The 13,410-nt window shown below is 69.9% G+C and carries 13 protein-coding genes; 3 read left to right on the plus strand and 10 right to left on the minus strand.

Features of this window, described 5'->3' with window-relative positions:
• The first annotated feature begins 55 nt into the window (after nucleotides 1-55).
• The gene (locus AC2CJA_RS00565; RefSeq protein ID WP_484600620.1) at nucleotides 56-598 is read left to right on the plus strand and encodes a plasmid pRiA4b ORF-3 family protein; all 543 of its coding nucleotides are present in this window, start codon (nucleotides 56-58) and stop codon (nucleotides 596-598) included.
• Nucleotides 599-737: 139 nt separating this feature from the next.
• Nucleotides 738-1,001 carry a hypothetical protein gene (locus AC2CJA_RS00570; RefSeq protein WP_484600621.1) on the plus strand — a complete coding sequence of 88 codons (264 nt, stop codon included), beginning with the start codon at nucleotides 738-740 and terminating at the stop codon, nucleotides 999-1,001.
• Between the two features lie 63 nt (nucleotides 1,002-1,064).
• On the opposite strand, the gene AC2CJA_RS00575 is transcribed toward AC2CJA_RS00570, so the two are convergent.
• The 10 genes from AC2CJA_RS00575 to AC2CJA_RS00620 form a co-directional block, all read right to left on the minus strand.
• On the minus strand, nucleotides 1,065-1,472 hold the full coding sequence (locus AC2CJA_RS00575; protein WP_436740931.1) for a PIN domain nuclease: 408 nt from the start codon (nucleotides 1,470-1,472) through the stop codon (nucleotides 1,065-1,067).
• A complete protein-coding gene (locus AC2CJA_RS00580) occupies nucleotides 1,469-1,696 on the minus strand; it encodes a type II toxin-antitoxin system VapB family antitoxin (protein ID WP_484600622.1) in 228 nt (75 codons plus the stop codon). The genes AC2CJA_RS00575 and AC2CJA_RS00580 overlap by 4 nt, the downstream gene beginning before the upstream one ends.
• A gap of 185 nt (nucleotides 1,697-1,881) precedes the next feature.
• Nucleotides 1,882-3,204 carry a 7-cyano-7-deazaguanine synthase gene (locus AC2CJA_RS00585; protein ID WP_484600623.1) on the minus strand — a complete coding sequence of 441 codons (1,323 nt, stop codon included), beginning with the start codon at nucleotides 3,202-3,204 and terminating at the stop codon, nucleotides 1,882-1,884.
• A complete protein-coding gene (locus AC2CJA_RS00590; RefSeq protein ID WP_484600624.1) occupies nucleotides 3,201-3,989 on the minus strand; it encodes a hypothetical protein in 789 nt (262 codons plus the stop codon). The genes AC2CJA_RS00585 and AC2CJA_RS00590 overlap by 4 nt, the downstream gene beginning before the upstream one ends.
• Before the next feature lie 413 nt (nucleotides 3,990-4,402).
• Nucleotides 4,403-4,942, minus strand: coding sequence for a Pycsar system effector family protein (locus tag AC2CJA_RS00595; protein ID WP_484600625.1), 540 nt, complete (start codon nucleotides 4,940-4,942; stop codon nucleotides 4,403-4,405).
• An 88-nt stretch (nucleotides 4,943-5,030) separates the two neighbouring features.
• Nucleotides 5,031-6,494, minus strand: coding sequence for a DUF4407 domain-containing protein (locus AC2CJA_RS00600; protein ID WP_484600626.1), 1,464 nt, complete (start codon nucleotides 6,492-6,494; stop codon nucleotides 5,031-5,033).
• Entirely contained in the window at nucleotides 6,487-7,560 is a 1,074-nt protein-coding gene (locus AC2CJA_RS00605; protein ID WP_484600627.1) for an SPFH domain-containing protein, read from the minus strand. The genes AC2CJA_RS00600 and AC2CJA_RS00605 overlap by 8 nt, the downstream gene beginning before the upstream one ends.
• Entirely contained in the window at nucleotides 7,557-9,797 is a 2,241-nt protein-coding gene (locus tag AC2CJA_RS00610) for a hypothetical protein (protein WP_484600628.1), read from the minus strand. Before AC2CJA_RS00610 ends, AC2CJA_RS00605 begins: the two co-directional genes overlap by 4 nt.
• Before the next feature lie 37 nt (nucleotides 9,798-9,834).
• Nucleotides 9,835-10,626 carry a hypothetical protein gene (locus AC2CJA_RS00615; protein WP_484600629.1) on the minus strand — a complete coding sequence of 264 codons (792 nt, stop codon included), beginning with the start codon at nucleotides 10,624-10,626 and terminating at the stop codon, nucleotides 9,835-9,837.
• 93 nt (nucleotides 10,627-10,719) lie between these two features.
• Nucleotides 10,720-11,418, minus strand: coding sequence for a Crp/Fnr family transcriptional regulator (locus AC2CJA_RS00620; RefSeq protein WP_484600639.1), 699 nt, complete (start codon nucleotides 11,416-11,418; stop codon nucleotides 10,720-10,722).
• A gap of 649 nt (nucleotides 11,419-12,067) precedes the next feature.
• Here AC2CJA_RS00620 and AC2CJA_RS00625 point away from each other — a divergent pair.
• Nucleotides 12,068-13,288: a cytochrome P450 gene (locus AC2CJA_RS00625; RefSeq protein ID WP_484600630.1), complete on the plus strand. Its 1,221-nt coding sequence runs from the start codon at nucleotides 12,068-12,070 to the stop codon at nucleotides 13,286-13,288.
• Nucleotides 13,289-13,410 lie beyond the last annotated feature (122 nt).

Here is a 13,410-nt window from a genome sequence, read left to right on the forward strand (position 1 = left end):
GATCTTTCACAGATCACGAGCGCATTCGTCCACTCCGTGAAGGGACATTCCCTCCATGCCTGCTGGGACCATCCTCCAGATCAAGGTCACCCTGGCCGACATCCGCCCGCCGATCTGGCGCCGTCTGCAGGTGCCCGCCGACACCCCTCTGGACCGTCTGCACCGGGTGATCCAGACCGCGATGGGCTGGGAGGACTACCACCTGCACGTCTTCGAGACGCCCATGGGAGCCTTCGGGTACCCCGATACCGAACTCGGCCACCATGACGAACGTGAGGTGTCGCTCCTATCGGTGGCCCCGGCCGTCGGCGACAGGATCAGCTACACCTACGACTTCGGCGACAACTGGCTCCACCACATCCAGATCGAGAAAGCCCTCAACGGAGTTCCGGGAACCGCCTATCCCCGCTGTGTTACCGGCCGCCGTGCCTGCCCTCCCGAGGACTGCGGCGGGCCCTGGGGCTACGGAGAACTCCTCGCCGCTGTCGCGGATCCCGAGCACGAACAGCATCAGCTCATCACCGAGTGGCTCGACGGCCCCTTCGACCCCGAGTATCTCGACGTCGACAGGGCCAACAAGATCCTCACGGACGGTTGACCGTCCGTGAGGCCCCAAGAGCAGAGCTGCGAGATGGTCCGGTGCGCCCCTGGCTGATGCCCACCCCCTCTGTCAGACGCCTACGGAATACTGCCGAAGGTTCGGCTGGACGGACACGCATTGAACCGCCCCGGCTCGAATGGAGACCCAGCTCGTCCTGGACGCTCTGGAGATGGCGCTGTGGCAGCGCGACCGCGATAAATATCCTTATGCTCGGGGCGAGTTGATACACCACAGCGACGTGGGCAGCCAGGGCGGATTCAAGTGGTCGTCGCAACACCTGGACGCCGCCGGCATCGCGGCGAGCATCGGATCTGTCGGCGACGCGTACGACAACGCCCTGATGGAGTCCACCCTCGACCTTCTGGTGGACGACCTGTCGGCCGGGAGTGGGAACGCCTGAAGGCACGGGCAGATGCTCAAGATGTGGGCCCGGGGTTCCGGAAGCCATCCGAGAGCCAACCGGCTACCTGATGTCGATCATTCGGACCGGCTGCCCGGTGGTGCGGGCGATGGTTTCGAAGTCCCGGTCGTAGTGCAGCAGTGTGAGTCCGGCTTCTTCCGCGGCCGCGGCCACGAGAAGATCGACGGCTCCGGCACTGCGGTGCTCACCCTTGGCGGTGAGCTCGCGCTGGACGACGCGGGCGCGCCGGTAGACGCCGTCGGGCATGGGAAACCAGGTGAACTGGTTCAGTCGTCCCTGGATGGCTTCACGGTCCTTCTCGGAACGTGCCGAGTAGAGCACTTCCAGTTCGGTGAGGTCGCACAGTGCGACCAGTCCGGCGCCCATCCGCTGCTCCCAGTCCTCGGTTGCCTGGCGCAGCAGGATGCGGACCAGGGCCGACGTGTCGATGAGATAGTCGGCCACGCTCACCGGGCGGAGCCACCTCGGTAGTTGCGCTTGTCAAGGAGGAGTTCGGCGTCGAGGGCGCCTTCCTCCGCGAGGTCCTGCAACTCGTGCAGGGCTCGCAGGCGGCGGTTGCGGGCCACGATCTCCCGCAGGGCGGTATTGATGGTGTCCCGCTTCGTGGAAGTGCCCAGCTCCTTTGCCGCTGCCTCCAGGGCGTCGTCGTCGAGGTCGATGACGGTTCTGCTCATGAGCACCACCCTCATATACATCAATCGATGTATCAATATACATGACTCAATGTATCACGGGGCGGGCCAGGCCGGCCCGGACGTCTGCGGACCGGTGAGCACACCACTGACAGCAGGAGGCACGATCCCCCGCCGCCGAGGCGGACCGATTCCGGTCCGGTAAGAGCAGGTCTCGCCGGTGCCGCCTACGCCGCACCGGCTGCCTCGGCCGCAGCCGCCGGCTGAAGCAGCCGGGCCAGTTCCTCCCGCCCGCGCCTGATGACATCGAGCGCCGATGCCGGATCCGTACCCGGCGGCAACGGAGTATCGGTGAGCACATCCGTAAGGGTGTACCGGCCGAGCAGCCACCGCTGCAGGGCACGCCAGTCGGTGCCCCGGTTGAGGGGGAGGTCGTTCGCCCAGGGCGATGCCTCGTACCGGGTACCGTCGGTGCCGTTCGCGTGGAGCAGCCCGGAGCGGCGCAGCAGGCACGGGAAGCAGACGCCGCAGTTGGCGATGGGAGGGCCACCGCTGCGGCGGGTGGGCGGCTTGCCACAGCTCAGGGTGGACTCCAGGTCTGCCGGTGTGAGGCCCGCGTCGCGCCCTGCCCTGCACACCTCGCCTTTCGTCAGTTGCGCCAAGGGATTGACCACCCGTACCGCACTCCCGGCGTCGCTCACGGCGGCAATCACAGAGTTCAGACCGGCCAGTGTCCGCGGGTGCACGGAACGGGTGGAGCAGGCGGCCGAACGCGCGGGCGTCAGAGGTGGATTGAGGGCGACCTGGCCGTTCTCGGGGATGTGGACGGTGGCCACTCCGTGCGCGGTGGCGGCACGGATCGCTCCCGCCGCGTACAGCAGGCCGCGGGTGCGGGAGGAGGTCTCCAGCCGCAGCCCGGTGCCGTCGCCCGCCGGGGTCTGGCTCATCGGTAGCAGCATCACCGGCCGTGGTCCGCCCAGTCGCTCGACGGCCTTGTACACCCGCTGCTGGAGACGCAGCAAGCCGATCTCACGGAACATGACGAGCAGCAGCGGCCGGGGGTCGTCGGCGCGCGAGCGGGTGGCGGCCCAGCTGAGGGAATCCAGCCCACCGGAGAACAGCGCGACTTCCGAGGCACGGGGGTCGCCGGGGAAGATCATCGCCTCCTCGACCCGATGGCCGGCGAGAGGCCGGAAGTCCACATTCCAATGGTCCCCGGTGAGGATCTGGAGGAGCGCGGTGAAGTGGGTGCGGACGGCTGCGCTCTGCCACCGACCGTGTTCTGCGACGGGCACGGTGAGACTGATGCGGCGGGTCCACCGGTCCTGGACGCCGGTCCGGCGTACGTGTTTGTCGGCGATGAACGCGGCCCTGGCGACGCGGAACAGGTCCTCGGCCCAGTCGGGGACCGGACCGGGCAGGTGGTGCCGGCCGGTGACGCGGCGCTCCTTCTCCTGGAAGGCTTCCTCGCCGATCTCCGCCCAGCGGGCATCGCGAGGCCGGTCCCCGCGGTGGCCGCGCCACCAGAGGAAATGGTCGGACCCGGTCATGCCGCGGCTCCCTCTTCTCCGGTGATCTCGTCAGTGATCAGGCCGAGTACCCTGCCGACCGCCCGCGGTACCAGCGACGCGGCGATCTTGGGCAGCACGGCTGACGGGTCCAACGCACCGCCCACTACCGGCTGCGCGGTGTCCACGGTCTCTGCGAGATCCGTCGCTTCAGCGGCCACCTCGCAGGGATTCGGCACCAGGTCCACCGTCTTCTCCGCGACCCAGCCGGCGATCCTGCCTTCCGGATCGGTCGCGATGAGCACCGGCACTGCCAGTTTGACGTGCTCGGCAACAACGGACCGGAGGAATTCACCCACCATGTCGGCGAAGAAGATCTGGTAGAGATCGCACAGGATGTCCCAGGCGAAGCCGCCGCCCGCGCTGTCCCCGCTCATGGCGTCGTCCAGTTCGGGGTGCCTGTCGCGGACATCGCGGACCGCAGCGGCCACACCCCTGCGCACCGCGGCGTCGGCGAGTGTGCCACCCTCTCCGCCGACCTCTAAGACGAGACGTGCGACGAGCGCGTCCGCCGACTCGGCGCCCTCAGCGGCCAGCGAGCTCAGGGCCCCGGCGAGCCGCTCACCGGCCGCGCAGGCCGCGTCGTACAATCCGAAAGCCGACCGATCGGCACGGAGCGTCTCGTGCAGGGCACGCAGATGGTCCGCGGCGATCTCCTCCAGACGCTGATCCGCATTGCGCGAGTCCGCCCGCCAGCGCGCCAGCCGTCTCGCAGCGGAACTCCACCGGTCGCCGTTCGGCCCCTCCCACCGCGTGGACGTCCCCACAGCACCCCCAGCCCGATAGTGGCCCTCCCCGCTCCCCCAGTCATGGCATCAGACCGGACGATTCCCAGGTAGGGCGCGACTCGGCCAGGGCGGCGCGGACCGGGCTGGGAGCCGTCTGGGAGCCGGCCTGCTCCCCGAGCCCCCTCTAAGCCACGTGGCACCAACCGATGCCACCCATCCGACCTGCGGAAACGCCATCGAAGCTGGCAGCCTCGCCAACCGGACCTCGTTCGGGACGAAGAGGTCGTGGGTTCAGATCCCGCCACCCCGACAGCCGAAACACCAGGTCAGGGGACCGATCCGCTCAGCGGACCGGGTCCCTGACCTGTTTCCGGGGGCCGCTTGGGAGCTGGGCGAATCCCGCCCGAGCGCTCTGCGGTCGGGCGACCTGTCTTCGCCCGGCCGGTACGCTGCTATGTCGACGCTCCCGCCACTATGCCCAGCAGTGTGAGCGTGTAGAAGGCCGTGCTCCAGGCCAGCGCGTGGCGTATGCAGCGGTATTTGGTCCAGGCGATCTGGGACAGGGCCGCCAGTTGGCTCAGATCCCGGGACACCGGGTCGGTGCGGCGGACCGTGCGCTCCAGGTGTGTGACCGACATCGCGAGCCTGACGTCACCGAAGTAGTGGGTGCGGAAGTGGTGGGACTTTCCGAGCCGCGGGGTCACGGCCAGGCCGAGCAGGACGATCGCCGGTACGCAGGCGGCGCAGCCCACCCAGAGGAGGAGTTGCGGGACGACGGCGTACACCCGTGGGTCGATGACGCCGCCACCGATCGCGCCGAGCAGGGCGGTCAGGGACGCGCCGAGGGACGCCAGCATGAGGCCGGCCTTGTTGTCGGCCTTCACGAGTTCCTCACGGGCCTCGGTCAGCAGGACCCTGGCGAGTTCCGCGCCGCGGTCGGCAGCGGCTGCGGTGTCCGGGGCCGCGTCGGCATTGCCTCCGGGTGTGGTCATGCTCTGCCCCTCCGTTCCGTCGGTGTCGGACGGCCGCCCCGGCGTGCGGGGCGGCCGTGGTGCTGTGCCCCCGTTGGAGGCGGGCGCGTCAGACCGCCGACGAGCGGCGGATCTCCTCCTCCAACGCGCTCACCGCCTGCCGGGTCCGGATGTTCATCGCTGCCGTGTGTTCGCGGAACGCGGCCTCCGACTCGGCCCGGTGGCGCCGGACCTCCTGCTCGATGGTGTCCTGGGCCATCTCGAGGTTCGCCACGGCCCGGCGCTCGGCGAGCCGGACCTCCTCGTCGTGGATCTTGACCGCGCTGTTGCTGGCGCTGGTGAGCATCCGGTCGTACGCGGACTCGCCGCTCAGGTACTTCACCAGCACAGGGAGTACGTCGAGGAGGACGAACAGGAGGCGGACCAGCCAGATGCCCACGAACAGCACCGGGTTCCCGGCCGCGAGCCGGTCGAGCGCCCGCATCCGCTCCAGGACGCCGATCTCCTTCTGTTTGGCGCGCTCCTCTTCCAGCCGCCGCTCGATGCCGTCGTCCCGGGCCTTGAGGAAGTCGCCGCGTGACTTGGTCTGTCTGGCCTCCATCTCCGAGATGCGGCTGTTCATGCGGGCCAGTCGCTTCTCGTTCTCGTCGGTGCGATGGGTCGTGCGGTAGTCCTGTGCCTTCTCGCGCAGGCGCAGGCACTCGGATGTCCGCTGGTACAGGCCGGTGGCGGCTATGCGGACCAGCCGGCGGCACTCGTCCCGGACTTCGGAGTCGATGTCCTCCAGCCTGCCGGTGTCCCGGTCCACCCGCTCCCGCAGGGCTTCGGCGTCGGAGCGCAGAGCCGCCAGTTCCTCGGCCCGCTCCCCGGGCGTCTTGCCGAAGGAGAGGACGTAGGTCCCCTCGCACCCCTTCGGGATGACAGTCCGCGTCGTGGACGGCACGGGGTTGCAGCGGATCAGGTTCGTGCGCAACCGGTCGACGGCGTCCGTGCGTTCGTCGGCGACGTGTTCCTCGATGGCCGTCTGGAAGATGCGCAGCACCAGGGGTTCGGCGATCACCGCGCCGAGCATCAGGGCGATCAGCAGGCGTGTGAGGAGTGGCCCGACTCGTCGCCGCGCGTTCGGCTGGGGAGTGACCAGCCAGCGGTCGAGGTTGAGCACGAACAGCATCCAGATGACCGTCGGGGCGATGGCTGTCAAGGAGACCCTGCCCAGCGCCTCGGTCGCGAAGTTCCACATGGAGAATGCCGCGATGACCGAGGTGCCGAGCACCACTCCGCCGAGGGCCGTGTACTTGTTCCGCTCGCACCTGACCCTGTCCAGCAGTTCCTCGTCGACGCCGGTCAGGACGCGCAGCCGCCGTGCGGCGTCGAAACCGCCGGGGCCGCGGGGGCGTCGGGTGGTGTGGGCGGGGGCTCCGGTACCGGTACCGGTGGCGCGGGTGCCGGGCACGTCCTCCGCTGTGCGGGCGCCGGCCCGGCCATCCGCTGCGTTCGCGGCGGCGTCCTCGCCGGGATCCTGGCCGTCCGGCGTGCCGGGGACCGTCACATGACTCGTCAGGAGGTCAGTCAACGAGACCGTCCTCGTCCTTGACGAAACCGGTCTGCGGATCGCGCGAGCCGTTCCGGTCCGCGGCCGTGCGGCCGGGGTACGCCGGCCCTGGTTCGACCATGCGGGTGGCACCGGCTGCGGCCTCGACGCCGGGCGCGGCGTTGCCGCCCGTCTCCCTCAGGATCTGTCCCAGGATCTCGTGGTAGTCGACGTACTCGCTGCCGCCCATCTGGCGCAACAGCGTCAGCAGCATGTCGCGGCGCACCTGCGTCTCCGCGGTCTCACGCGCCTGTGCGTGGGCCCGGTCCGAGGTCTCGGCCTCGTGGCGGCGGGCCGATTCCTCCTCGGCTGTCCGGTGGATGCGGGCTGCCGCCTCGGTGACGTCGATCTCCTTACGGGCGATGCCGAAGGCGTCCACGTGAACTGACCCCTGGGAGAGCAGTTCCACGATCCGCAGTGCTTCCTGGGTCTCGAAGTCGCCTTTCTCGCGCTGGAGTTCCCTGGACCTCCGCTCCTCGCGCAGCTTCTGCTCCCAGTCCCGCAGATCGTCCGACGCGTGCACCTCCGCGCTGACGAACTCCACGCTCATGCCCGCGACCCGCGGCGGCACGATCGCACTGTAGGCGGTCATGCGGTGACCGACCTCGGTCCGTACCGCGTTCACCTCCTCCACGCGGTGCCCGGCACTCACCCCCGGCAGGTCGGTGTCGCCCATCAGGTAGGCACGCAGCGAAACGGTGACGTCGATGACGCCCTGCCGGGCGACAACGGTCGGATCGGTCACCTGACAGGTGAAGGACGCACGCACCGTGAAGTTGTCCGCCTCGCTCACCGACGGGAGTGTGCGCTCCACCTCGACCAGGCGCGCCCGGGTGTCGATCAGGCTGACCGAGGAGGCGTCGAGTACGTCGGGGTGGGACGGATCGAACACCATGCCCTCGGGGAACGTGCGGTAGTTTCCGCCGACCCTGAAGACGTAGACCGCGCCGGGCGGCAGCTGCGGCACGTCGTCGCGGCAACGGCGCCGGGACCACCAGGCGCCTTGGACCGTGGCCAGGATGTGCTCGGCGATGACCGGGTAGTTCACTTGCTTCGGCCTCCTCGGACGGAAGTGAGAGCGGGGGTGGGTGGGAGGGGCACGGTGGGGCGCCGGGAGTCCGCCGTCGATCCACCGCGCAGTGACCCGATAAGCACCTGCGCCAGTCGGCGGGCGCCGGGTATCGCGTAGTCGGGGTGCTTCAGGGCGATGGGCAGATGGCGTCGGAGCGCGGCCCACCGGCGCTCGCCCATAGCGCTCCGCATGGCTTCGCCGAGCCCGCGTACGGCATCGGTCACGGACGGGTCGTCCCGTAGCTGCACCAGTGTTCGGCACAGCGCGCCGACCGCCCGGCTCCGGTTGCCGCTGTGTAGGACGTCCGCCCACAGGGACCCCAGGTGGCGGGGGCTGTCCGGGACGGTGCGCAGCAGTGCCGCGGTGAGGGGTCCGGAAGCGTCCAGCCGATCGGCCCCGAGGAGCTGAACGGCGTTCCGCAGCGCGACCGACAGCTCCCGGGACCCCGGCGCCGCCTCGGCGATCATCGTCCGCGCGTACCGGAGGATGAGCCGTGCACGTTCCGGTTCCTGTTCGGCGGTCTGCAGCAACAGGACCAGCGAGCGACGGGCCGAGAACGCGATCCGCTCCCCGCGCTGCGTCAGGAACCACAGTCGGCCGAGCGCCTCCATACGGTAGAGGGAGCCCAGGCGTCCTGTCAGCGCCATGGCCGCCGTTACGGCACGGCCCGGCCCGCTGCTGTCCGTCCAGCTCAGTGCGGTGCTCAGCGCCTGCGGCGCGAGATGGTCGACATCGCACATGAACTGCAGCGTCAGCGCGGCGGTCACCCGCTGGTTGGCGGGCCCTTCGGACCAGACCCTCAGCAGGTTCTCGTCGACCTCGACGAGCGCGTGCCGGGCCAGGAGCGCGACACCGCGGGCCGCCTCCGTACGGGTGTCCAGGTCACCCAGCAGGGCCAGCTCGGCCAGCCACCGACGCAGCGGGTACCAGAGTTCATAGCCGTACAGGTCGTGCAGTTCCGCGATGACGAACTCACGGGCACGGGGCTCGGTGAAGATCAGACACCGCTCGCTCCGCCCGGTGTTCCGTCCCGGGCCGGACCGGTGCTCAATCCTCACCAATCCCGCCGCCCGGTCCCTCCACCGGGCCCGGGACTGCTGGGTCACCGCACCACGCGGCACCGTGCCGGCCTCGTCGTCCGGCTCCGCGGCCGGCGTCCCGCCGCTGTGCTCCCAGGCGCGGACATGGGTGGTGAGCGCGGCACACTCCTTCTCGAACGTCCGCTCGGGGATGCCCTCCAGGAAGGCCAGGGCCGCGAGCGGGATCAGGTCCTCCGCGGGCGGCTGCTTGCGGAACAACTCCCGGACCAGCTCCCGGCACCGGTCCCGCAAGGTGTCCAGCGCGCCTTCCGTACCGTCCCGGGACAGGGCCACGGCCGCGGCGACGACATCCGCGGGCCGCTGCCGCTCGCCGACCCGTTCCCGCAGCTCCTGTTCGGTGTCCGGCGCCAGGACGGTACCGGGCAGCAGTCGTCTGCACCGCTCGAACAGCGCCACAGGGTCCGGGGCCCGCCATGCCACGCAGTGGTCCCGCAGCGCCAGCCGCCGGCGGGTCGCGCCGCCCGCTGTGATCACCAGGTACGAGCCCTTGCGGCGCAGTTCTCCGCTCAGCCGTCCGATCTCGTACGTCTGCATGGCCTCGGCGTTCAGCTCGCCGACATAGTCGAGGATGACGCATCCCTGCCCCGGCCTGAGGTCCTGCGACACGGCCAGCCCGGCGAGCGCGTTGGCGGGAGACAGGCTGCGCAGCCTGGCCTCCTCGCCGAGGACCTCCCTGAGGAGAGCGAGGGAGCCCGCGCCCCGGCCGCAGCCCTCCTGGCCGGTAAGCACGACGAGCGCGTTCTCGCGCAGTCTGCCGAGCGCCTCTTCGAAGCAGGGTTGCGGCGGGACGTAGAACCGCAGGGCGCGGTCCACCTCCTCGGGCTCGATGACGCCGGGGGCGAGACCGGGGGACGAGGCGGCGCCGAAGCCGAAGGCCGCGCCCGCGGCGTCGACGGTGCCGTAGAAGTTGTTGCTGACGAGCTGGTGGACACGGCGCAGATCGTTGTATCCCCGTTCGTCCTCATCGCGTTCGTCCGGCTCCCGGCGCCGCTCAGCGGCCGTGTCGGGGCCGGAGTCCGGGCCGAAGGCGCCTTTTTCGGCTTCCGGCGCGTCCCCGGCACCGTCCGATGCGGGCGGCGCGGGCGGCGCGGTCTCCTGGTCGGGGGCGGGCACAGGCGGTATGGTCGGCCCACTGTCCGGTTGCGGTCCGTCAGCCACCGGCACTCCCGAAGCCGAAGACGGCGCCCCGTGCGTCCACGGAGCCGGCGATGTTGGTGACGCTGAGGTTGTCGGCGCGGTACTCGCCGCCGGTCCCCGTCCCTCCGGTTCCGCCCGCCTCGGCCGCTCCGGACCGGACCGCCGCGGGTTTCCTGCGCACCGCCTCCGCGGACCCGGGCCCCTGTGGTGCGGTGGCCGGTGCGTCGAGCACGGGTACGTGCAGCCAGGCCACGGCCTTGTACTCCTTCACCCGGACGGTGACGCGAGTGAAGTTCTCCGGTGTCAGAACCGTGTGGCCGCCCGCCACCGTGGACCGGAAGACGTCGTCGGACAGCAGCAGCACCAGATCGGCCCCGGGGCGCGTGGCCAGGGCGTCGTAGAGCGGGCGTGCGCTCAGCAGGCGTGCCGTGGCCACCACGGCCGTGCCGGCGAAACCGTTGTCGGCCAGTTCCACCGGCCCCTGGTGGATGACGGCCCGCAACCGCAGGCGGGATTGGGAGACTCGCTGGGCGTTGTACTCGCGCAGCCCTGCGACGAGATGGCGGACGTAGTCGTCGACCAGGCGGGGTTCCCTGCCATCGACGGGCCGCACGGCCAGTTGCTCGTCGCCCTTGCGCTGGATCACCCACTGCGCGCGGTCGAGACCGGCGCCCCTGGCGGCACGGTCGAGAAGCCGCGGCAGGTCTTGCTGGATTTCGGACTGCCTACGGTCGTTGTTGCTTCCGTAGGCCTGCGCGTCCACGGCTATGCAGACGCAGGGATGGAAGTCGGACCACGTATCCACCCGGTCATTTCCTCTCTGGACAGGCGGTGGGCAGAAACTGCCCACGAAGTGCTGTCCGAGAGGTTAGGAGAGGACGCGCAAGATGATTCCGTATCAGTACGGGTTGTCGGCAAGGACTTTGGCGAATTCGAGCAGCTTCGGAACGTCACAGATTGTTATTTTCCGGTAGCTGCGTTCCACCAGTCCCTGAGCCGTCAGCGCGGCGAGTTTCTTCTCCGCCGTGTTGAGCTTCAGACCGGCCAGGGATGCGAGTTCCTTCTGGGTCAGCGTCACCCCAAGGTCGCACCGCCTGCCGTCACCCTCCGGCGCGGGCTGGGCGTATGCCTGGCACAACTCGGCCAGGACCCGGGCCAGGCGGGTCAGTGCGTCGTAGGCCTGGAAGTCGATCCGGCGGCGATTGGCCCAGCGCAGCCGGGCGCACAGCATGTGGAGGACAGCCCGCATGGCGTCCGGATGACGGGAGAGGAATGTCTCCAGCGTCCGCACCTGGATGATCCGCGCGGTCACCTTGCCACACGCGACCACCGTGCCGGACCTGGGGCGCTCCTCGAAAGCCGCCATCTCTCCGACCAGGTCGCCCTCCACGCGCACGGCGAGCAGCATGTCATAGCCGCTCTCCGAGCTGGCGACGACTTTCACGACACCACTTGTGATCAGCAGGACGTGCCGGCTCTCATCGCCCTGCTGGAGCAGGACGCGATTCGGCGGATAGGTCATCGGAGTGCCCTGGCTCAGGATTTCTTCCCGAGTCGTGTTCAGCAGTCGGCCGAGGAAAGTGGTCGGCAGCCACACGTGGTTCAACAGCCCTCCCCGGTTTTCCCGTTCCGCGGCGCCACACGCCGTTCAAGCCTGACCATGCTGCCGCCGAGCCGGGCACTGATGAACAGACGGGACGGGATGTGGCCTGTTTTCGTTCTTCTCAGCCGGAATCGACCGAACACGTACTCTCTGCGGAAAGAGTTGACCAGGCAGCGGCCTTTGGCGCGCCGGAGGATCCGGCGGTCGAAGAGCGTGGTCCCACCCGGGGCCCCGTCCCGGGAGACGGCGAAGCCGGCTCCTCTGCCTCCCGCGCTCGCCGACGAACGCGAGCCGGCCCGCAAGGCCGCGCCGACGGGGACCGGCACGGAGACAGGGATGGAGGCAGTCGTGGAGACAGGGGGGAGGCGGAGACGAGCTGACAGCCGTCGCCGGACGGCGGCCCACAGGGAGGAGTCGCGGCCTCCGCGATACGCCGGGCCGCCCCCGTGTCAGAGGCCTCCGGCCGGCGGATGTTCGGGGAAGCAACGGCCGCATACGGCGGTGGATGGCTTGAAATCACCGGTCAGACAAGGATTCTGACGCTGCATATGTGATGAGCGTGTGCTTTGGCAAGGCTGTTCCGCTCGCCGGATGATCAATACCCTGAGCCTGTCTGCCCGTCACGTCTTCGATGGAGCTCGCCTTGTCCAGCACGCAGCAGTTCCCCGACATACTCTCGCCCGAGTTCGCCGCCGACCCCTACAGCGCTTACCGCGTGATGCGCGAGAGCGCGCCGCTGATCTGGCACGAAGCCACCCGCAGCTATATCGTCTCCCGCTACGAGGACGTGGAGCGGGCGTTCAAGGACGGAGCGTCGTTCAGCACCGACAACTACGAGTGGCAGATCGAGCCGGTGCACGGGAAGACGATCCTCCAGCTCAGCGGACGCGAGCACGCGGTGCGCCGGGCCCTGGTGGCCCCCGCCTTCCGCGGCAGCGACCTGCGGGACAAGTTCCTGCCGGTCATCGAGCGCAACTCGCGCGAACTCATCGACACCTTCCGCCACACCGGCAGGGTGGACCTGGTGGACGCCTACGCCACCCGCTTCCCCGTCAACGTCATCGCCGACATGCTGGGCCTGGACAAGGCCGACCACCCCAGGTTCCACCGCTGGTACACCTCGGTGATCGCCTTCCTGGGCAACCTCTCCGGCGACCCGGAGGTGACCGCGGACGGTGAGCGCACCCGGGTGGAGTTCGCCGAGTACATGATCCCCATCATCCGGCAGCGCCGCGAGAACCTGGGCGACGACCTGCTGTCCACGCTGTGCGCCGCCGAGGTGGACGGCGTGCGGATGAGCGACGAGGACATCAAGGCGTTCTGCAGTCTGCTGCTGGCCGCCGGCGGGGAGACCACCGACAAGGCGATCGCCGCTCTCTTCGCCAATCTGCTGGCCCACCCCGAGCAGTTCGCCGCCGTGCGGGAGGACCGCTCCCTGATAGACCGGGCGTTCGCCGAGACCCTGCGCTACACCCCGCCCGTCCACATGATCATGCGGCAGACCGCGCGGGACGTGGAGGTCGGCGGCGGCACGATCCCGGCCGGGGCGACCGTCACCTGTCTGATCGGCGCCGCCAACCGCGACCCGGACCACTACAAGGAGCCCGACTCCTTCGACATCTTCCGCGACGACCTGACGTCCACCACCGCGTTCTCGGCCGCCGCCGACCACCTGGCCTTCGCCCTGGGCCGGCACTTCTGCGTGGGGGCGCTGCTGGCCAAGGCCGAGGTCGAGACCGGCGTCAACCAGCTGCTGGACGCCATGCCGGACATGCGGCCCGCAGACGGCGCCGAGATCGTCGAGCAGGGCGTGTTCACCCGCGGCCCCAGGGAGGTGCCGGTGGTGTTCACCCCCACCGCCTGACCGGCCGGGACGGAACGGGTGCGGATACGGCCGTGGGGGGGGGGGGGGGGGGGGGGGGGGGGGGGGGGCGGGGGGGGGGGGCGGGGGGGTGGGGGGCGGGGGGGGGGGGGGGGGGGGCGTGG

Source organism: Streptomyces sp. ATLC9, assembly GCF_057196705.1.

Coding starts and splice junctions, on each gene's coding strand:
- AC2CJA_RS00565 (WP_484600620.1), top strand. CDS start 56: ATGCCTGCTGGGACCATCCTCCAGATCAAGGTCACCCTGGCCGACATC.
- AC2CJA_RS00570 (WP_484600621.1), top strand. CDS start 738: ATGGAGACCCAGCTCGTCCTGGACGCTCTGGAGATGGCGCTGTGGCAG.
- AC2CJA_RS00580 (WP_484600622.1), bottom strand. CDS start 1,696: ATGAGCAGAACCGTCATCGACCTCGACGACGACGCCCTGGAGGCAGCG.
- AC2CJA_RS00585 (WP_484600623.1), bottom strand. CDS start 3,204: ATGACCGGGTCCGACCATTTCCTCTGGTGGCGCGGCCACCGCGGGGAC.
- AC2CJA_RS00595 (WP_484600625.1), bottom strand. CDS start 4,942: ATGACCACACCCGGAGGCAATGCCGACGCGGCCCCGGACACCGCAGCC.